The 18,729-nt window shown below is 66.8% G+C and carries 20 protein-coding genes, 4 tRNA genes and 1 pseudogene; 21 read left to right on the forward strand and 4 right to left on the reverse strand.

Features of this window, described 5'->3' with window-relative positions:
• Position 1 precedes the first annotated feature (1 nt).
• The 4 genes from E2C04_RS19805 to E2C04_RS19820 all read left to right on the forward strand — a co-directional run bounded on the left by E2C04_RS19805 (position 2) and on the right by E2C04_RS19820 (position 1,762).
• Positions 2-751, forward strand: a complete 750-nt coding sequence (locus E2C04_RS19805) for a hypothetical protein (protein WP_238694236.1) — start codon at positions 2-4, stop codon at positions 749-751.
• A gap of 242 nt (positions 752-993) precedes the next feature.
• Positions 994-1,281: a type IV secretory system conjugative DNA transfer family protein gene (locus tag E2C04_RS19810; RefSeq protein WP_238694237.1), complete on the forward strand. Its 288-nt coding sequence runs from the start codon at positions 994-996 to the stop codon at positions 1,279-1,281.
• Positions 1,281-1,598 carry a TraG/TraD/VirD4 family protein gene (locus E2C04_RS19815; protein WP_238694238.1) on the forward strand — a complete coding sequence of 106 codons (318 nt, stop codon included), beginning with the start codon at positions 1,281-1,283 and terminating at the stop codon, positions 1,596-1,598. The genes E2C04_RS19810 and E2C04_RS19815 overlap by 1 nt, the downstream gene beginning before the upstream one ends.
• Complete coding sequence (locus E2C04_RS19820; protein WP_238694239.1) at positions 1,598-1,762, forward strand: hypothetical protein; 165 nt, start codon at positions 1,598-1,600, stop codon at positions 1,760-1,762. Before E2C04_RS19815 ends, E2C04_RS19820 begins: the two co-directional genes overlap by 1 nt.
• Before the next feature lie 25 nt (positions 1,763-1,787).
• Here the strand turns inward: E2C04_RS19820 and E2C04_RS18695 are convergent, their stop codons facing one another.
• Positions 1,788-1,979, reverse strand: a complete 192-nt coding sequence (locus tag E2C04_RS18695; RefSeq protein ID WP_202977740.1) for a hypothetical protein — start codon at positions 1,977-1,979, stop codon at positions 1,788-1,790.
• A 471-nt stretch (positions 1,980-2,450) separates the two neighbouring features.
• Between E2C04_RS18695 and E2C04_RS10050 the strand changes: the two genes are divergently transcribed.
• The 13 genes and pseudogenes from E2C04_RS10050 to E2C04_RS10105 all read left to right on the forward strand — a co-directional run bounded on the left by E2C04_RS10050 (position 2,451) and on the right by E2C04_RS10105 (position 16,142).
• Entirely contained in the window at positions 2,451-2,822 is a 372-nt protein-coding gene (locus E2C04_RS10050; protein ID WP_135832482.1) for a single-stranded DNA-binding protein, read from the forward strand.
• Between the two features lie 801 nt (positions 2,823-3,623).
• Positions 3,624-3,926 carry a hypothetical protein gene (locus E2C04_RS10055; RefSeq protein ID WP_145965134.1) on the forward strand — a complete coding sequence of 101 codons (303 nt, stop codon included), beginning with the start codon at positions 3,624-3,626 and terminating at the stop codon, positions 3,924-3,926.
• Positions 3,927-4,101: 175 nt separating this feature from the next.
• A complete protein-coding gene (locus E2C04_RS10060; protein WP_135832484.1) occupies positions 4,102-4,407 on the forward strand; it encodes a hypothetical protein in 306 nt (101 codons plus the stop codon).
• A gap of 127 nt (positions 4,408-4,534) precedes the next feature.
• Positions 4,535-5,260, forward strand: a complete 726-nt coding sequence (locus E2C04_RS10065; protein WP_135832485.1) for a hypothetical protein — start codon at positions 4,535-4,537, stop codon at positions 5,258-5,260.
• A gap of 364 nt (positions 5,261-5,624) precedes the next feature.
• Positions 5,625-7,676, forward strand: coding sequence for a hypothetical protein (locus tag E2C04_RS10070; RefSeq protein ID WP_135832486.1), 2,052 nt, complete (start codon positions 5,625-5,627; stop codon positions 7,674-7,676).
• Between the two features lie 258 nt (positions 7,677-7,934).
• Positions 7,935-8,932: pseudogene (locus E2C04_RS10075) on the forward strand (IS481 family transposase).
• A gap of 437 nt (positions 8,933-9,369) precedes the next feature.
• Positions 9,370-9,705, forward strand: coding sequence for a hypothetical protein (locus tag E2C04_RS17745; RefSeq protein ID WP_158630658.1), 336 nt, complete (start codon positions 9,370-9,372; stop codon positions 9,703-9,705).
• Between the two features lie 28 nt (positions 9,706-9,733).
• Positions 9,734-11,848: a fibronectin type III domain-containing protein gene (locus E2C04_RS10085; RefSeq protein ID WP_238694240.1), complete on the forward strand. Its 2,115-nt coding sequence runs from the start codon at positions 9,734-9,736 to the stop codon at positions 11,846-11,848.
• Positions 11,849-11,868: 20 nt separating this feature from the next.
• Entirely contained in the window at positions 11,869-13,074 is a 1,206-nt protein-coding gene (locus tag E2C04_RS10090) for a cutinase family protein (protein WP_158630659.1), read from the forward strand.
• 207 nt (positions 13,075-13,281) lie between these two features.
• A protein-coding gene (locus E2C04_RS10095; RefSeq protein WP_420873078.1) for an IS3 family transposase occupies positions 13,282-14,470 on the forward strand; the annotation gives its coding sequence in 2 pieces (ribosomal slippage) (positions 13,282-13,560 and positions 13,562-14,470; 1,188 coding nt in all).
• A gap of 203 nt (positions 14,471-14,673) precedes the next feature.
• Positions 14,674-15,675 carry a DUF4192 domain-containing protein gene (locus tag E2C04_RS10100; protein ID WP_158630660.1) on the forward strand — a complete coding sequence of 334 codons (1,002 nt, stop codon included), beginning with the start codon at positions 14,674-14,676 and terminating at the stop codon, positions 15,673-15,675.
• Between the two features lie 8 nt (positions 15,676-15,683).
• On the forward strand, positions 15,684-15,836 hold the full coding sequence (locus tag E2C04_RS17750) for a hypothetical protein (RefSeq protein WP_158630661.1): 153 nt from the start codon (positions 15,684-15,686) through the stop codon (positions 15,834-15,836).
• 108 nt (positions 15,837-15,944) lie between these two features.
• Positions 15,945-16,142 carry a helix-turn-helix domain-containing protein gene (locus tag E2C04_RS10105; RefSeq protein ID WP_135832491.1) on the forward strand — a complete coding sequence of 66 codons (198 nt, stop codon included), beginning with the start codon at positions 15,945-15,947 and terminating at the stop codon, positions 16,140-16,142.
• Between the two features lie 114 nt (positions 16,143-16,256).
• On the opposite strand, the gene E2C04_RS10110 is transcribed toward E2C04_RS10105, so the two are convergent.
• A tRNA-Val gene (locus tag E2C04_RS10110) sits at positions 16,257-16,328 on the reverse strand.
• 55 nt (positions 16,329-16,383) lie between these two features.
• Entirely contained in the window at positions 16,384-16,884 is a 501-nt protein-coding gene (locus E2C04_RS10115) for a PGPGW domain-containing protein (RefSeq protein WP_202977741.1), read from the reverse strand.
• 122 nt (positions 16,885-17,006) lie between these two features.
• Here E2C04_RS10115 and E2C04_RS10120 point away from each other — a divergent pair, with 122 nt between their 5' ends.
• Positions 17,007-17,441: an SsgA family sporulation/cell division regulator gene (locus E2C04_RS10120; RefSeq protein ID WP_158630662.1), complete on the forward strand. Its 435-nt coding sequence runs from the start codon at positions 17,007-17,009 to the stop codon at positions 17,439-17,441.
• A 16-nt stretch (positions 17,442-17,457) separates the two neighbouring features.
• Here the strand turns inward: E2C04_RS10120 and E2C04_RS10125 are convergent, their stop codons facing one another.
• The gene (locus E2C04_RS10125) at positions 17,458-18,177 is read right to left on the reverse strand and encodes an aminotransferase class IV (RefSeq protein ID WP_135832493.1); all 720 of its coding nucleotides are present in this window, start codon (positions 18,175-18,177) and stop codon (positions 17,458-17,460) included.
• Between the two features lie 165 nt (positions 18,178-18,342).
• Between E2C04_RS10125 and E2C04_RS10130 the strand changes: the two genes are divergently transcribed.
• From E2C04_RS10130 to E2C04_RS10140, 3 genes are all read left to right on the forward strand, one after another.
• A tRNA-Gly gene (locus E2C04_RS10130) sits at positions 18,343-18,415 on the forward strand.
• A 44-nt stretch (positions 18,416-18,459) separates the two neighbouring features.
• Positions 18,460-18,530: transfer RNA gene (locus tag E2C04_RS10135), tRNA-Cys, on the forward strand.
• 29 nt (positions 18,531-18,559) lie between these two features.
• Positions 18,560-18,634: transfer RNA gene (locus tag E2C04_RS10140), tRNA-Val, on the forward strand.
• Positions 18,635-18,729 lie beyond the last annotated feature (95 nt).

The raw sequence follows: 18,729 nt of genomic DNA on the forward strand, positions 1-18,729 counted from the left end.
GATGAACTCCCAGACCGGGCGGGTGGACGACTCACTGGTCAACCTCGGACTCATCGGCATCGCCGCCCTCGCGCTCCTGGCTGCAGTGCTGCGAGGAGCCGGCGCCCTCACCGCCTGGGTCACCGGCGCCACGGCCCCGCGGACGGGCTGGGCCGGCGGTCTCGCAGTGTTGCGCCATCCCGGCGACCCGGCACACGCCCTCGACGCAGAGCACCTCAACGTCTGGGTCTACTGGAGCGTGGTGGTCGTCCTGCTGGGCGTCACCGTGACGTCGGTGGTGTGGGGGTGGGCCCGGTTCAACTCCACGGGGCGTGTCTCACGGCCCGACCCGCGGCGCCTCGCCGGAGTCGCGACCCGCAGCGACGTGCGTACGACAGCCTCCCGACGAGCACTCTTGGCCCGCGGCCGCACCCTGCGGCCCTCCCTCATCCATCCGCGCGCCGCCGACGTGGGCTATCTCCTCGGACGCTCGCAGGGACACGAGGTGTGGGCCTCGGTTGAGGACTCGATGCTGCTGCTCGGACCACCTCGTTCCGGCAAGGGCTTGCACGTGGTGATCAACGCGATCCTCGACGCCCCCGGGGCGGTCATCACCACCGCGACCCGCCCCGACAACATCGCCGCACCCTCACCGCCCGCCAAGCCAGAGGGCCCGTCGCGGTGTTCGACCCCCAACGCCTCGCCGAAGGCCTGCCCGCCGGCCTGCGCTGGTCCCCCGTCCGCGGCTGCGAGGACCCCCTCACCGCGATGATCCGCGCCACGGGCCTCGCGTCTGCCACCGGACTTGGGTCCGGGAGCGTGGAGTCCGGCGGGTTCTGGGAAGGCAAGACTCGCACCGCCCTGCAAGCGCTCCTTCACGCAGCTGCGTTGGACGGACGTACGCCCCGCGAACTGTTCGGCTGGACTCTCTCACCGTCCTCAGCAGCTGATGCAGTCGCGATCCTCTCCAGCCACACGGGCGCGGCCGCCGGGTGGGCTGACTCGTTGGAGTCGATGATCCACGCCGACCCACGCACGCGCGACTCCATCTGGATGGGCGTCTCCCTGGCGTTGTCCTGCCTGGCCGACCCCCGTGTCATCGAGACCGTGTCACCGCGCGAGGGCGAGGAGTTCGATCCCGTCGAGTTCCTCACCGAGCACGGCACGCTCTACCTGCTGGCCACCGGCGCCGGCGCTGGGGCGTCGTGGCCGCTGGTCGCTGCCTTCATCGAGGACCTCGTCGAAACCGCCAGACACCTCGCCGCCACCTCACCCGGTGCCCGCCTCGACCCACCCTGCTGATGGCACTCGACGAGATCGGGAACCTGTCACCACTCCCCTCGCTGCCGGTCTTGATGGCCGAAGGCGGAGGGACCGGGATCACCACCATGCCGGTGCTGCAGTCCCTGTCCCAGGCCCGCGACAAGTGGGGGGACCACGCCGCCGGAGCGATCTGGGACGCCTCCATCGTGAAGGTCATCCTCGGCGGCACCTCCTCCGCCCGCGACCTCCAAGACCTCTCCGCCCTCATCGGGAACGCGACGAGACCACCGACACGACCTCCATCGGTGACTACGGCTCCCGATCCCTGCAACGCTCCACCCGCCGCGTCCCCGTGATGCCGCCCGAGACCATCCGGACACTGCCGTTCGGCACCGCGCTGGTCCTGCTGCGCAGCGCACCACCCCTGGTCACCGACCTCCGCGCCTGGACCAGGCGCAAGGACGCCGACCTCATCGCGACCCAACGGGCGGCCGTCGAGGCATCACTCCGCCGCCGCTAGGTCGTCGACAGTGGGCGCAGGGTCCTCAGGACGATGACGCGGTACGCCGCCCCGCCTTCCGGTTGGCGAACGGGCGTGCACCCCAGGCATCGACGAAGCGACCGATCAAGTCGGACTCGACGTCCTCAGGGTCCGCCTCGGGGGTCTCCAGCCAGGCGACGAGCAGATCCCCCGCGTCCTCCAGGTGCCACAGGTAACGGCCACCCCAGTGACCCACCGGCCGCCTCCGTGACGCCGGAACTCGTCCAGACGTTTCGCCAAACCCCGCCGCCCGGTGGCCCCGGCCGCGGCCTTCCCGATGTAGAGCACATGCGCGCCCTGCACCCACGCGGCTTCCAGCAAGGCGCCGGTGACCGAGGGGTCCTTGCCCTTGAACCACCCAGCCGGACTGACGTCGAGGAACACCGGGTCCCCAACGTGCTCGCGGATCACCACGTAGACACCGGGAGCCCGCGGCACCCCCGCGGTGGGTAGTGCCGAGAACGGCACGAATCCGGTAAACCCCACTGCTTCGAGACCCTCACGCGTCCACTCCATGACGCGAGTCTGCCCGAGCCCACCGACAACGACGCCGAGCCCAGACGAGACGCAACTGCCCCGGTCTCCTGCGCACACCTGACATGTACCGGCGGTCGTGATCCACACCAATCGCCCCAGCACCAGGAGCCAGTCATGACGATCCCCCCAGATGAGCCTGCACGGCTTCATCGCCACCACCCCGCAACTGCACTTCACCAGCACCGGGCAGGCCCGCTTCTACGCCCGCGTCGGGGTCGAGCACTACCGCCGCGAGGCCGACCACACCTTCACAAAGCTCGACTCGACCTTCCACGACCTCGTGGCCTACGCCAAGACCGCCGAACGTGCCTACGACCGGTTCCGGGTCGGCGACAACTTCCTCGCCTCGGCTACATCACCGAGTACGAGGTCGAACGGCACGGCGACGTCACCACCCGCGAGGAGTTCGTCGCGCGCCGCATCGGCCACGACCTCGCACGCACCACGTACACCGTCGAACGCGCACCCAACCGCCAGCTCGACGCTCCCCCTGCAGACCTGACCAGCACACCCGACGTGCCTACCCAGCCGTCGAAGGCTGCCGCCAACCAGGCACTGGGCATCTAAGCGGCAGGCCTCCGCGATGGACGCACCAGACCCCTCCCACGCCACGGCCGGACAGAACCCCGCCACCGAATCCGGCAGGGTCAGTTCCTGTTCGCCGAGCCCGACGACGACCTGCCCGCACACCGCGGCCCCCAGCCGACGGACGCCCTCGGCCTCGGGGAGCCACCGCCCGGGCCGGTGAACTGGAACCTGCTCACCGCAGCCGAAGCCGCCGCGGAATGGCTCGACCTCGACGCCTGGGTCGACTGGCTTCGCCACACCTACGGCCTCCCAGCCACCGTCGTGCCACCGCTGTGGCATCGCCACGACGAACTGGTGTGGGAACTCTCCGCCCTCCACATCGCCTGGCTCGCTGCCTACGACCCGAAGGCCACCCCCGGCCCGCTGAGCTGGCACCGCGAGTTCACCGAAGCCCGCCACCGGCTCCGCGAATGGGTCTCCACCTGCGGCACCCGCCTCGACCGTGACCGCCCCACCCGCACCACAGCCTGGCCCGGCGACCCCCCCCGCCGTACCTCGAGAACCAGATCACCGACCGGCGCGCCGACTTCCTCGAGTTCGTCCACGACGACATCGCCACCCGCCGCCACATCGAAGACCAGGTCCTCGACACCGCCTGAGCGGACGTCCGCGCTCGGCACTCAGACGGACCGAGCCATCCACAACGCCGCCCCCGTCACGACCCGAGGCGCCGATTCCAGTCATCGTGAACACGACCCCAGCCCGGAGCCCGCTGATGCTGATCGCCCACACCCACACCCTCGCACTGGCTCGCTCCTGCATCGCCGAGCTCGCCGACACCGCGTTCACTGCCGACGCCTCCAGCGCCTACGAGCAGGCCCTCGCCGCGCTCGATCTGATCCACGCCGACCATGTCCCCGCGATCGACACCACGCTGGTCTGCGCCGAGACCGAGCGGCAATTGTTCGTCGATGCCCTCGAAGCGGTCACCCGGCTGCGCGCCTACGGCCTCGACGTCCTCCACATCGACCTCGTCCTGGCCATGCTCGGCACCGCCCACGAACTGGACCACTGTTGATGTACGGCGAAAACACCCACCTCACCCGCAGCCACCTCGACGAGCTCCTGCGCCACCACCGCCACGCCCAACACCTCGCCGGCGCCCCCAGTCCTGGAAGGCCCCGTCCCACACCCGACGAGACCGCAACCTTGGTCCAGCAGTGCGTGCGGTACCGCAACAACGTCCTCACCTGGTGCCTTCAAGCCATCGAAGCCGTCGCCCGTACGCCGTCCCCGCCGCCGCGACACCCCCACCCGACCCGTTCAGCCCGTACGCCCCCACGCACGGCGCACTCATCGCACTGCGCTACGCCCTCACCCAGGCCGTAGCTGCCGCCGGTGCACGCGCGGACCTTGACCAACTCACCACGTCGCAGGACCACCGGCTGGTCGAGTGCTGGCGCAACGCCGCCCGCGGCGCCGCCCTCGCCGAGCACGACCACGCCGCCGACCTCACCAGCCTCCACCTGACACCCGCAGCAGCAGACCCTCATCGGTGATGTCGCCGCCGTCACCCAAGCGCTCGTGATCCTCGACCGTCGAAACCACCGTCAGTCCGGCTGGACGGCGCTACCCCAGCCGCAGCGGCTCGGGTGGGCGGCCCTGGCCTGCGCCCTGGATGCCGCCATGGGGCCAGCCGACTACTCCATCGACATGCGCGGCTGGAAGCCCCGCGCCCGCATCCTCAGAACCGCAGCCCCACCCGGACTTCCTGGCGTGATCCACGCCCAACACAACCTGCTGGTGCGGCTCAACCAGTTCCCTACCGCCCTCAACCTGCGCCTCATCGCCGACGGCCAACACCAGCTCTCGACCACGCTCGCGGGCCTCGCCGACCGTTACTCCCCCACGCTCGCGGCGCGGTGGACCACCCGCGCAGCCACGTACCGCGACCTCCAGCGGCTACTGCGCGACATCGGCGGCAACCTCGGCACCGGCCATCACGCCGCCACCGAAGCAGCGAACGCCCTCACCCGCGCACGGGCACTCTCACCCAACAGCGAGATCCAGCTGCGGTTGCTTCACTCCCTCGATCACCTCTTCGACCTCACCGACACCCACATCAGCGACCTGATCGACGAGGGCCTCCGCCGCCACGCCTACCTGCCCCGCCACACACTCGACGAACTCGAACACCGCGACGGCAACGTCATCGCAACACCCAAGACGGCGTACGCCCCCGCCCTGACCACCGGGACCTCCCCGTCATGGAGCTCATCGAGAACGGCCTACGCCCCGCGCCCGCTGCCCAGGCCTCCGCGAGCCCATCCGCAGTCGCGCAGCACTGCACGCCAGCCTCGTCCACTTCCCCTACGACCAGACGGATCGTCGGCCCTCCATCTGAGCGGCTGAAGAAGCACGAAGGCCAGCCGGCCACTCGATGCACTCCACCCAGACTGCAGCAGCTTCCAACGTCATTGGTCTGGCTGAATGCGGCCACGAACCGTGAGAAGGATGGCCCACCCCGCCAGGGCACCCGACAAGCCCATGTGTGCTGCTGGTCCGTTCCTTCCCCGCAACGACACCGCGAGTGTCATTCGTGTATACGCTTTCTGGCCTGACGATTCGGCGCGATGTTGAACGCTGGTGTGAAACTCATCCTTACCTCTTTCACGAGGACTCGATCCGCGTCACGCGCCACGAAGGTAATGCCACCTTCGGCTTTCCTGCTCGCCAGTGTTGACGCCAGCGCCGCCCTCTGGCCTAGCGTGACGTTATGACCCGGGTCGGAGTGCTGTTCGTCCACGGGATCGGCAACCAGGCACCAGGTTCAACCTTGCGCTCGATGGGTGACGCCCTACTGGACACGATGAAGCGTTGGGAGGCCGCCCGCGGCGGGTCGATTCGGATCCACGCAGTGGCAGCCGATACGAATGGGCCAACCCGGCTGAACCTAGACTGGCTACGCCACGACCGAACGGCCATACAGGTCACGCTTGCCGAGAGTTGGTGGGCGGACTGCTTCACTCCTCCGTCCCTGGGCCAAATGCTGCGGTGGGCGCCCGTCGTAGCATGGCGTGCGCTGTTTCGGCTCTGGCTGTTCTTCGGTCTGACCCTCGCCGTTCTCCTTGTGTTCTCGTTGATCTTCACACCGGCAGCCCTGGTGGCCATGGCGACGCTCGCCGCGCTTGCGATCCTCTCGGTCGTCCTGCCGATCCTGGTGGTCGCGTTCTACGTTGTGGCGAGGGTCGTGCCCGGCCTGCGCGGAATTGCCAAGTCCATGTCCGGCTGGCTCATCCTCGCCGACGGCGACGCTTACGCACTTGTGCGCAGCCCGGTCAGCTTCAATGCGATGCGGTCACGCCTGGTGGCGGATCTCGAGTGTCTTTCGTCCGAGTGCGACCAGATCATTCTGGTGGCCCATTCCCAGGGCAGCGTTATCGCTTTAGAGACCGTGATCGCAAGACCCGACCTGCAGCCCCATACGATGTTCACGCTCGGCAGCGCGATCGGCCTGTTGCGGCTGTCCCGAGAGGATCCGTCGGCGCGCGTTAAGGCCGCCTGCCCTGAGCTCCGTTGGTTCAACCTCTACAGCCAGCTCGACCCGGTCAGCGCCGGCCCCATCGATGCGGACGGCATCCACCCCGTCGAGATTATCGTCCAGAACGGTGGCGAGCCCTGGTCAGCGCACACAACCTACGTTTCCAATGTCGACCAGGTGATTGTCCCGATCATGGCAGCGATCGGGTTTGCGGCAGATGGCGAACCTTTCTTCTCCACTGATGACGTAGGGCTGATGCACCATGCCATGCTCGATCGTGAGCATCGCAGTGTCCGGCTCGGCGAGCGTCTGATCGAACTCGCCGCGATGGTCGCGGCCTCGTGGGTGCTGTGGCGCTGGGGCGATCTCACCTCCTCCGCCGCTTGGGCGGCCCGCACGGCGCACCTTCCCGACTGGCTGCGCCACGAGGTCGCTTCGACAAGTGACGAGACTTGGCAACGCGGGACGCTGGCAGGCGTTGCTGCGGTGGCCGGGGTAATCGCGTACGCAGTCGTGGTCCTCACCCCGTTGCACTCCGCGTTGCATCGTCGTGGGGAACGACGGCTGCTGGAACGAATGGCCCCGCCACGACGACTCGATTTAGCTGCGCTGCCCTATGGACTCGCTCAACTGCCGCTCCTGGCACTCATCGCGTGCGTTGCTATACACGCCAACCACGAGCGGGATCAGGTGATCGCTCTACTCGCCACCTGTGCCGGTGCGGTCATGATCGGATTCTCGCTCGTGCGCCCCGTCGAGACCGGCTTGCCGGCAGCGGCTGCGACGCCGCTGTGGCCGGCGTACCGTCACCGCCTGGCCCGCGGTGCACATAATGCCGCGAACTGGGAGGCCACCCAGCACCAGCTCGCATTCTTGAGCTGGGTAACCGAGCAGATCTGCGCTGGCCGTTCCGACGCAGCGCTTCAGATCATCGAACGACCCAGGTACGCGGACCTCGTGGCCGAGGACGTGACCGTTCTCCGCGTCTTCGCACTTCATCGCCACGACGCTGCGACCACATGGGAGGGAGGATACGAAGCGTTCGTCACCCAGGACCGGGACACTCCGACTCCGCCGCGAGCGCTAGCCTTCCTCCTTTGCGCCGACGCGGACTTTCCACCTCCCGACGCCGAGGCATTGCTCATCCGCCCCGAGAATTTGCCCCCGCCCACGTCAGAATTGGATGAGTGGATGGGACGGATTGTCCCTCTTAATTTCCTCGCCGAGCACTGTCAACGGTCCTCGCTAGACGAACTGCTGTTGACGGTCGAGCGGCTCGGATCCTGATCCTGACCCGCTGGAGCTTGCGTCACTGCTGACATCCGACACACGCAATCCGGTGGGCTCGTCTTTCTGCTGAAGGCGCGCACATGCCACTCGCCCATGATCCCGGAGAGCGGAGTCAGGAGCTGGCTCCAGTGTCGCCTAGGTGTGATGTCCAGGGAGGTTGTTCAGCCAGGCGCGGTGAGTCGACCTGACAGGTGAAGGCCTCCGGTTGTGGAGTGGAGCTGTCTAGTTCACCGCTCCCGCAACCTGGAGGCCTTCGTGTCCCACGCTAACGCTGCCCTGACCCCGCGCGCCCGTTTGCGACTCGCTCGACTCGTCGTCGACACCGCGGTTGGACCTACGGCGCCGCTGCGAAGATGTTCATGGTGTCCCCACGCACCGCGAAGAAGTGGGCCGTCCGCTACCGCACCGAAGGCCCAGCGGGCATGGGTGACCGGTCATCGCGGCCACACTCTTGGCCAACCAGAACCAGCCCTGCGGTCGTGCGCCAGATCGTGCGCCTGCGGTGGCGTCACCGCCTCGGTCCGGTCCAGATCGCCGGCCGTCTGGGGATGCAGGCATCGACTGTGTACGCAGTGCTGGTGCGGTGCCGCATCAATCGGCTGTCCCACATCGACCGCGTCACCGGGGAACCCCTACGCCGCTACGAACATCCGCATCCGGGGTCGCTGATCCATGTCGATGTCACCAAGTTCGGCAACATCCCCGACGGCGGTGGCTGGCGCTACGTCGGTCCTCAGCAGGGCAACAAGAACAAAGCCGCCACGGCCCTGAGGACCGGCCGCACAGTCAAGGGACACCCCAACATCGGTACCGCCTTCGTGCATACCGTGATTGACGACCACTCGCGCGTGGCTTACGCCGAGATCCACCCTGACGAAAAGTCGGCCACCGCGGTCGAGGTCCTGCACCGCACGGTGGCCTGGTTTGCCGAGCGAGGAGTCAACGTCGAACGGGTCCTGTCCGACAACGGCAGCTGCTACCGCTCCTTCGCGTGGCGCGACGCCTGCGCTGCCCTCGAGATCACACCCAAACGGACCCGCCCGTACCGGCCACAGACCAACGGCAAGATCGAACGGTTCCACCGCACCCTGGCCGACGGCTGGGCCTACGCCCGCCTGTACGAGTCAACCGAGCAACGCAACAACGCGCTACCGGGCTGGCTCCACTTCTACAATCATCATCGCGTCCATTCCGCCATCGGAGGCCGTCCGCCCATCACCCGGCTGACCAACGTGCCTGGACATCACACCTAGGCACTCCAACGGTCCCGCTCGCGGCCAAGCACTCACGCGTATCCCAGAAGACGATTCTCTGCACTGGCGCGCCCCGCGAGCCGATTCGGGGGAACCTCACCCTGTTATTTGTGGCCAGCGAAGAGATAGTAGACGCCTTGTAAATTTTCATTGCGCAGGTCGGCGGACCCCTGTTGTATAGCACCGGAGAAGATCCGGCTGCTGGATTCTCGGGCCGTTTATGGGGGTTAGGAATGAGTGGTGTACAACGTGCGCTGACCGCGGTGGCGACTGTGGCTGCGCTCGTGGTCTCGACGATGGGCGTGACTACCTCAGCAGTCTCCCTGGACTCATCCAGCGTGGTTGGTGGGAGCGCAGCCTCGGCGCGGGCAGGCAAGAGTTTCCTCCTGTCTCCGACATCGACTGCACCGGGGGGGACGGTCTCGGTCAAGGGAAAGGTGCCCGGCAAGGTCAAGCGGCCGGTGATCGTGCGGGTCGCTTTGGGCAAGAAGTGGACCACGGCTGCGAAGGCCAAGACCACCAAAAAGGGCACCTACAAGGTGTCGTTCGCTGCCCCTGCCAAGGCCGGGGTGGAGGGTCGGCATCACCGCGCCGAAGACGAAGGTCAGGGGCAAGCGGTACAAGAAGTTCACCACCAAGACCCGGACCCTCACCGTCACCACGCCCCCCACGCCGACTCCGCCGCCGACGCCCACCCCGACGCCCACGCCGCCCCCGATGCCGGACACCACGCCTCCGCCTGTGCCGGCGTCTCTCGATGCGTCTGCGGGTGACACCTCGGTGCATCTGACGTGGGCGGCGGTGAGTGCGGCCGACTTGGCTGGTTACAACGTGTATCGGGCGACGTGGTCGGATGGTCCGTGGACCAAGCTCACGGGCTCGACCATAAGCGCCAGGTCGTACGACGCGACGAATCTCACCAACGGGTCGACCTACTTCTTCGCCGTGACGTCGGTAGACACCACGGGCAACGAGTCAGCGAAGTCCACAGCGGCCAGCGCGACGCCTGCCGCCGCAGATGACACAAGGCCGCCACCCGTCCCGAGGGACCTCGATACGACACCGGGCGACACCTCGGTGCATCTGGCCTGGGCGGCGGTGAGTGCGGCCGACTTGGAAGGTTACAACGTCTATCGGGCGACGTCGTCGGGTGGCCCGTGGACAAAGTTGACGGGTTCGCCGATCAGTGCGAATTCGTATGAGGCTACGGAGCTGACGAACGGGACGACCTACCACTTCGCCGTGACATCGGTGGACAACGCTGGCAACGAGTCGGCGAAATCCGCTTCCGCCACAGGTTTGCCGACGGCAACCCGCCCAGGGGTCTCAGAACACTGCGGCCAGCTTGGCGGCGATCAGACCTGGTCGCAAGACGGAGGCGTCCACCGATTGACCTGCGACGTCGTAGTTCCCGCCGGAGCCACCCTGACCATATCTGCCAAGACGATCATCAAGGCCGACGCCAACACGCGTCTGTACATCCAAGGCTCGTTGGTGGCGGTGGGTGCCGAGAATGCGCCGGTGGTGTTCACCACGACTCTGGATGACTCGGTGGGGGTCGATCTCAGCGGGAATTCTCCCGAGGCGCCAACCCCGTCGTCTTGGGGTGGCATCCACGTGGCCGATAGCGCGTCGGCGACCTTGGAGCGAGTCGAGGTGCGGTATGCCGATCGTCTGTACGTCAACGGTGGCAGCTTTCAGCTGGTTGATTCGCTGGCGTCGACCCGGGCCGGGTTGGATGTGACTGTGGGGTCTGCTGACCTGCGAGTATCGGGCTCGGCGGTGAGCGCGGTGAACCGCGGCACGGCCATCGCGGTATCGCGGGGATACACCGGCACCGACGTTGGTGATGTGGTGGTTTCAAACAACGAGCTGGTGGGCGGCCTCTACTACTACTCCGCGAATGAAACTTCTGCCGCAACGGCAGATCTTCGAAACAACCAGGTATCGGGTGCGGCGCGGCCGTTCCAGTTCTGGGATAAGAAGTTACGACCTACGTCGTGGACTGGTAGCTCATTCACTGACGCGACGTATCCGGCGTTTTATGTGGCCGGCGAACTGGTTGAGGACTGGCGAATCTCGGCGGAAGGGCCTACGTACACCGTGGGCATTACGACCTCCGGGAGCGGGGGTGACGGTCTATCCGTGCCGTCTGGCCGGTCTCTGAAGTTGGATCAGGGCGTCGTCTTGAAGTTCCACCGGGCTTATAACAACTACGCAAACCTGCACATCCAAGGCTCGTTGGTGGCGGTGGGTGCCGAGAATGCGCCGGTGGTGTTCACCACGACTCTGGATGACTCGGTGGGGGTCGATCTCAGCGGGAATTCTCCCGAGGCGCCAACCCCGTCGTCTTGGGGTGGCATCCACGTGGCCGATAGCGCGTCGGCGACCTTGGAGCGAGTCGAGGTGCGGTATGCCGATCGTCTGTACGTCAACGGTGGCAGCTTTCAGCTGGTTGATTCGCTGGCGTCGACCCGGGCCGGGTTGGATGTGACTGTGGGGTCTGCTGACCTGCGAGTATCGGGCTCGGCGGTGAGCGCGGTGAACCGCGGCACGGCCATCGCGGTATCGCGGGGATACACCGGCACCGACGTTGGTGATGTGGTGGTTTCAAACAACGAGCTGGTGGGCGGCCTCTACTACTACTCCGCGAATGAAACTTCTGCCGCAACGGCAGATCTTCGAAACAACCAGGTATCGGGTGCGGCGCGGCCGTTCCAGTTCTGGGATAAGAAGTTACGACCTACGTCGTGGACTGGTAGCTCATTCACTGACGCGACGTATCCGGCGTTTTATGTGGCGGCGAACTGGTTGAGGACTGGCGAATCTCGGCGGAAGGGCCTACGTACACCGTGGGCATTACGACCTCCGGGAGCGGGGGTGACGGTCTTTCCGTGCCGTCTGGCCGGTCTCTGAAGTTAGATCAGGGCGTCGTCTTGAAGTTCCACCGGGCTTATAACAACTACGCAAACCTGCACATCCAAGGCTCGCTGGTGGCGGTGGGTGCCGAGAATGCGCCGGTGGTGTTCACCACGACTCTGGATGACTCGGTGGGGGTCGATCTCAGCGGGAATTCTCCCCAGGTGCCAGGCCCGTCCGCTTGGGGTGGCCTCTACGTGGCCGACGGCGGGGAAGCTGTCCTTCGGGACACGACGATCACGTACGCCGCCACGGGTCTGCACACAAGTTCCGACGGCAACGCCGAGATTCACGGCGCAATTCTCAACAGCTCAAGCGGGCTCGTTGCTCATGGCTTCACCGATGCCACAGACGTGGACTGGGGATCCGCAAGCGGTCCGTCGCCGTTCGGGACAGGCACATCGGTCTCTGGGACCGGGGCTGTCGTCTTTCCGTGGCGCGGCTACGTAGCTCCGCCACGACCGCCCGCAGCGCCGGCGCAGCCAGCACCAGCCGACAATGGGTGCAAACAACTAGTGATCTACGGGCTCCGGGGCTCCGGCGAATTGCCACAGGGCCCGAACGAGACGACCTTGCCGACCTTCGGTTCCGACACGTCTGGATTCGGCCTCGACAACCTTGTGATTGCGGGCGCCATACGTGACCGAGTGCTTGAGCTCAAGCCGTCCGCCACGACCAAGTTCGTCGCGATTCAATACCTGGCCCTTCCGGTCCCCTACCTCGAGCCCCGAGTGTCCGGCGAGGAGTTCATCGACAGCATCTGGCAGGGAGTGGACAAGTTGCTCGCAGCGATGCGTGCCGAGTCAGCACTCTGCCCAAGCTCCCAGTTCGCGCTCGTGGGCTACTCACAGGGGGCGTTATCGATCAACATAGCCCTGCGGAACATGGACTCGTCTGAGAGGAGCCGGATTGGTGGAATCGCGCTGCTAGCTGATCCCGGCAAGCTAGCGAATCCCACCGAGACACTCTGGGAAGGTGCATATACCCCTGCGGTCGACGGAGTGCGCGACAAACCGGGCGCGTATGTTGCGCTCAATTTCGCTGGTCATGGCCCGATACCGTCCGACGTGAGTGGACGCACGATCTCCATGTGCCACCAGCGAGACATCGTCTGCGCTCCAAAATGGAACGCCAGGATCGCCTTCCACGAGAACTACACCTACGAGGAAGACCAAGCGATGGGCGTCTTCGTGGGTACTCGAGCCGCAGCGCTACTTCCGTAGTCAACGCGGAATCCGAGTGACTCCGACGTGGACACGGAAGGGTGCCTTGCCGCCGGGGGTGCAGATGACCGTCTCGAGGAACGGCAACATGGTGAAGTTCTACGGCAAGTCGAAGCGTGCAGGTCGCTACGCCGTGACGGGGTCTGCCCCCAGTTGAGTTGACACCTGACCTCTGAGGTTTCGGCCTCAGGCGGAAGGATGTCCCCCGTGGCAAAGCCCTACCCCCAAGAGTTCCGCGACGACGTCGTGGCTGTGGCCCGGCAGGGCCAGTCCTCGTTGAAGCAGATCGCGAAGGACTTCGGGATCTCCGAAGGCTCCCTGGCGAACTGGATGAAGCAGGCCAACATCGAAGACGGCCGGCGTTCCGGTCAGACCGACGCCGACCGTGAGGAGCTGCGGGCGCTGAAGCGGCGCAACAAGCTGCTGGAGCAGGAGAACGAGGTCCTGCGACGAGCTGCCGCCTACCTGTCCCAGGCGAACCTGCCGGGAAAATAGTCTTCCGCTCGTCCGAGAGATGGCCGCGGCCGGTGCCCCGATCAGGGTGCCTGTCGCGGTGGCGTTGCGGGTCCTGGGCTTGTCCAGGCAGGGGTACTACCAGTGGCTCAAGGACCCCGTGAGTCAGCGGGACTGGGACGACGCGCACGTCATCGACGTCCTGTACGACCTGCACACCGACGACGCGACGCTGGGGTACCGGTTCCTCACCGACGAGCTTGAGCTCGAGCACGGCATCAGGGGCGGTGAGAACCGCGTGCACCGATTGTGCCGCATCGCCGGCATCACCGCCAGCCACCCCAAGAAGCGCAGCAAGCCCGGCTCGACCGGCCCGGCGCCGCACGACGACCTGCTCGCGGTCGTCGACGAGCACGGGGTCGTGCGGCACGCTTTCGCCGCTACTGGCCCCAACCAGCTGTGGCTCTGGGATATCTCGGAGCACCCGACGCGGGAAGGGAAGCTCTACATCTGTGCGATCAAGGACGTGTGGTCGAACAAGATCGTCGGATACTCGATCGACACCAGAATGAAGTCGTCTCTGGCACGTGCTGCGATGCGCAACGCCATCGCCCTACGCGCCCCCGTCGGCACCGTGTGTCCCAGCGACAGAGGCGGCCAATTTCGCGCCAACCGCACCCAGCGGCTCCTGGCCAACAACGGCCTGGTCGGCTCGATGGGCCGCTCCTACGGAGCCGGCGACAACGCCAGCATGGAGAGCATCTTCTCGCTGTTGCAGAAGAACGTGCTGAACACCCGCCGCTGGGACACCCGCGACGAGCTACGCCTGGCGATGGTCACCTGGATCGAAACGAAGTACAACCGCCGCCGTCGCCAACGAGCCCTCGGCAAGCTCACGCCGGTCGAGTTTGAGATGATCTACGCGGCCGCAGACGCGGCCTGACTACTGCAATCCCCGAGTGTCAACAAGACCGGGGGCAGACCCTATCCTGCTGCACCTCTAGGTTGCCGCGCAGGGAGCACCCGCTGAGGCAGCCACCCATGATTACCGTCACGGCGCCGCACCCCCTCGGCTCCGCGGTCCGCGTCGTACCCCCGAGAAAGCCGCGCGGCCCGACTACAGACGCTGGCGCCCACCTACAGGGCATGAAGTTCTCCGTCCGCTCCCCTGATGAGCTGATCAGCGTCATCCCGCACGTCCTGGGCTTCACACCACAGGACTCACTCGTACTCGTACCCCTGAGTTCTGAACTACCGGCTGCCCGAGTCGACCTACCGACGTCGGCTCGGGAACGTGAACAGGTCTGGGAGTCGATCGGCGGTGTGTACGCCCGGCACACCCGCCCCGGTGCGCAGATCGGGCTCTTCTCCTTCTCCGCTGACCGCGACTACGCGGACAGGCTCGGCCAGGACTTCGCCATTCGACTCCAGGCCATCGGTGTGGACGTTCCCATCCGGCTCTGGGCCAGCGACACCCAGTGGGCCGACCTCGACACCGGGGCTGCCGGTCCCCTCACGCCCGAGACGCGCCAGATCGTCGCCGCACAGACCGTCCTGAACGGCCTCGCGCAACCCGCCCCCAGCCGTGAAGCGCTCGCCGCTTCGCTGGTGGGCGACGACAAGTCCATCGCGGCACTCCTCGCGGACGCCCGCACCGCGACAGCAGCCAGCACCACCCACGTCGATGCCACACTCGCGCTGGACCGGCTCGACACCTTCCACTCCACCGGCATCCGCCTCGACGACCCCGAGGCGGCTCGGCTCCTCGTGTCGGTGAAGTCCATCCCGATCCGCGACCAACTCTGGCACGACATGAACGCTGAGAACGCCACCTCGCACGTGGCGCTGTGGAGCGACCTGACTCGCCGGGCACCGGATTCTGTCCGGGCTGCCCCGGCCACGATGCTCGCGTTCGCCAGCTGGCTCAAGGGCCACGGCGCCCTCGCCTGGTGCGCCCTGGACCAGGTGCCGCAGGGCCAGCCCTACCCAGCAGCGGAGCTCGTGACCGCCGTCGTACAAAACGGTGTGCGCCCCAGCAGATGGCAAGCCATCAAGACCGCCGTCGCCACCGAAGGCCACACCCGCGGCCTCGACGGGCTTGCCTCGTGGGCTAAGAACCCGCCCGTCCCCCGCCCGCCGACGATCTGAGACACGTCATGCACAACGGATACCGACGCCACCCCACACCACGGAGCCAGATCGAGCAGCTGCTCACCCGACTCGCCGGCCGGCGGCTCGAACTTCCGGCTCCGTGGCAGGTCGACGTCATCCCGGACGTCCAGGCCTCGATCGACCACGGGGACGCCTGACCCCACGGGCTGAACGCGGGATGGGAGTCACACCTATCCAGCACGGGACACGGAGCACCAGACCCGGCCTCGCCCCGACCTACCCACCTCGCGCCTAGGAGCAACGCCATGACCCAGCACAGGAACCTCCCGACCTACCTGAGCATCGAGGAGGCCGCAACCGTCATGTCGGTCTCGACCAAGACGATCCGACGCCGGATCAGCGACGGCACGATCCCCGCCTACCACTGCGGGAACCGACCGATCCGCATCAAGCTCGACGACCTCGAGGCGGCCCTCGAACGCATCCCGGCCGTCAACTGGTGACCCGAGGACCACGAAACGCCGAGGATTCTGAGGACTACGTAGGGACTACGCCGGCGAAAATGAAAACCGCCTCCGACCCGTGTTTCCGCAGGTCAGAGGCGGTTTAGCATGCGGTGGGCGATACTGGGTTCGAACCAGTGACCTCTTCGGTGTGAACGAAGCGCGCTACCACTGCGCCAATCGCCCGCGTGGTACGTCGCGAAACATTAGCGCATGACCCACCGCGACACACATCGGGGGTTCATCGTGGCATCCCTGGCAGCTCGGGGACGACCCCGGAGAGCCCCTGCACCCAGTCCCAGCCCTCGACGGCGAAGTGCGGCCACCCGTGGGCGTCGATGACGGCGTACACGAGCAGCCCGACCAGCAGCGCGGTCATCGCGAGCACCGCGACGCGCTTGCGGCGTACGACCGGGTCCATCTCGCGGGCCTTCTCCGCGGCCCGGTGCGCGGCGTCGCGCGCCGCGTCCAGCCACCGGTCGGCCCACCGCCACTCGGTCGACAGGATCGCCAGGCCGAAGATGAGGCCCAGGATCCCAGGGCCGGGGGCCACCATCATCACGACACCGGCCAGGATCACCAGGACGCCGACCGTGGTGACCACGATCTTGGTCAGGATGCTGGTCACCGGGTTCTGGTGGAGACGCGCATGGATCCGGGCGAGGAACCGCGGGCCGAAGTACTCCTGCTCGGCCCGCTCGAGGTCCCGCTCGGTGTCATCCATCACGTTGCTTCCCGCCACCCCGCTGAGCCTAGCCAGAAGGGGCAACAAAACTTTCCCCAAAATAGTTGATGAGAAACCGCGTCATGGCACATTGGCACCTGCGTCTCTTCACCAACAGAGACCAAGTTGGAGGGGTCACCATGGGCAGTCGTCACGACCGCGTCACCGAAACCGTCGTCACGCACGACATCACCATCCAGTGCATCGACACGTCCGGTCGCACCCACGACCTCGACACCGTCTTCTCGTACTCGAAGACCGACCCGTTCGCGGTCACCGTCACCTTCCTGACCCCCGAGGGCGACCTCCCCTGGACGTTCAGCCGCGACCTGCTGCTGCGCGGCCTCACCGCCCCCATCGGCGACGGCGACGTCCACGTGTGCCCGAGCATCAACGACCACGGCCGCGCGGTCGTGATCATCGAGCTCAGCTCCCCCGACGGCCACCTCGTCACCGAGGCGCGCACCGACGCGGTCTTCACCTTCGTCCAGCGCTCGCTGGCGCTCGTCCCCGAGGGCGAGGAGTCGCAGCACCTCAGCATGGACGCCATGATCGAGCAGCTGCTCGCCGTCTGATCTCTCGTTCCCGGTCCTACGGATCGAGCTGCGCGTCCCGACGCGCAGCGAACGTCCGCACCACCTCAGTGGTGAGCGGCCCCGGCGCGGCGTACGTCCACGCGTCGCACGACGCGACGGCCTGCACCTCGCGCGTGCTCGACGTCAGGAAGACCTCCTCGGCCTCCTCCAACACCCCGAGCGGCTCCTCGACCTCGCGCGCACCCACCCACTCCAGCACGAGGGCACGGGTGATGCCGGGCAGGCAGCCGGTGACGAGCGACGGCGTACGCAGCTCTCCCCCGACGACGTAGAACACGTTGGTCGCACTCCCCTCCGCCAGGTTTCCCCCGCTGTCGGCGAGGAGCACCTCGTCGGCGCCCGCGGCCACGGCCTCGCGCAACGCCACCAGGTTGTCGACGTAGTCGGTCGACTTGTGACCTCCGGCGCCCGCACCCCGGCTGCGGCGCCACGACGTCGTACGCACGTGCAGCGCTCCGTCGGCCGGCGGCAGCTCGCTGTGCGCCACCTGCAGACCGCCAGCGCTCCACAGCAGCCGCAGCCGAGCGACGGGGGCAACCCCTCCCCCGGCCTCGGCCACCTCGCGCAGCACCTGCTCGCGAACGTCGTCCACGACGACCTCGGGCAGTCCCAGGGCTGCGGCCGAGTCGGCCATCCGTCGCAGGTGACGGGTCAGGGCGAACGGCACCCCGTCGACCATCCGCAAGGTCTCGAAGACCCCGTCCCCCGTACGCATGGCGTCACTGTAGAGGGGCCTCCGCCGCGGAGCGGCATCCCCGTGTGGGCCCCTGCGGCACCCCTACGACACCCCCGCGACACCCCCGGTTTTGCATCACTCGACCCATCGGCTAATGTTCCTTTCGCAGCAACCGACCGGGGCAACTCGGGCGGAAGTCGCAGTGCGGACATAGCTCAGTTGGTAGAGCGCAACCTTGCCAAGGTTGAGGTCGCGAGTTCGAGTCTCGTTGTCCGCTCGGTCAGGTCTTTCCACCGGGTCCTTCCATGGGAGGACCACCACGGTGGGTTGGCCGAGAGGCGAGGCAACGGACTGCAAATCCGTGTACACGGGTTCAAATCCCGTACCCACCTCGAGCACCACAACTGAAGAGCACCACCACGGGCGATTGGCGCAGCGGTAGCGCGCTTCCTTGACACGGAAGAGGTCACTGGTTCAAACCCAGTATCGCCCACCACCACGAAGGCCCCGGTCAGTTGACCGGGGCCTTCGACGTGTACCCCGGGCCTGGCCGATGCGCCCCGGAGGGCTCACCAGGGGCCGCCCCCAGCC

Origin of the sequence: Nocardioides daphniae (assembly GCF_004777465.1) — a bacterium.
In the GTDB taxonomy this organism is placed as follows: domain Bacteria; phylum Actinomycetota; class Actinomycetes; order Propionibacteriales; family Nocardioidaceae; genus Nocardioides; species Nocardioides daphniae.

Coding starts and splice junctions, on each gene's coding strand:
- E2C04_RS10070 (WP_135832486.1), top strand. CDS start 5,625: ATGACCCGGGTCGGAGTGCTGTTCGTCCACGGGATCGGCAACCAGGCA.
- E2C04_RS10065 (WP_135832485.1), top strand. CDS start 4,535: ATGGGGCCAGCCGACTACTCCATCGACATGCGCGGCTGGAAGCCCCGC.
- E2C04_RS19820 (WP_238694239.1), top strand. CDS start 1,598: ATGCCGCCCGAGACCATCCGGACACTGCCGTTCGGCACCGCGCTGGTC.
- E2C04_RS17750 (WP_158630661.1), top strand. CDS start 15,684: ATGCACAACGGATACCGACGCCACCCCACACCACGGAGCCAGATCGAG.
- E2C04_RS10100 (WP_158630660.1), top strand. CDS start 14,674: ATGAAGTTCTCCGTCCGCTCCCCTGATGAGCTGATCAGCGTCATCCCG.
- E2C04_RS10120 (WP_158630662.1), top strand. CDS start 17,007: ATGGGCAGTCGTCACGACCGCGTCACCGAAACCGTCGTCACGCACGAC.
- E2C04_RS19810 (WP_238694237.1), top strand. CDS start 994: ATGATCCACGCCGACCCACGCACGCGCGACTCCATCTGGATGGGCGTC.
- E2C04_RS19805 (WP_238694236.1), top strand. CDS start 2: ATGAACTCCCAGACCGGGCGGGTGGACGACTCACTGGTCAACCTCGGA.
- E2C04_RS10125 (WP_135832493.1), bottom strand. CDS start 18,177: ATGCGTACGGGGGACGGGGTCTTCGAGACCTTGCGGATGGTCGACGGG.
- E2C04_RS10105 (WP_135832491.1), top strand. CDS start 15,945: ATGACCCAGCACAGGAACCTCCCGACCTACCTGAGCATCGAGGAGGCC.
- E2C04_RS19815 (WP_238694238.1), top strand. CDS start 1,281: ATGGCACTCGACGAGATCGGGAACCTGTCACCACTCCCCTCGCTGCCG.
- E2C04_RS10055 (WP_145965134.1), top strand. CDS start 3,624: ATGCTGATCGCCCACACCCACACCCTCGCACTGGCTCGCTCCTGCATC.
- E2C04_RS10050 (WP_135832482.1), top strand. CDS start 2,451: ATGAGCCTGCACGGCTTCATCGCCACCACCCCGCAACTGCACTTCACC.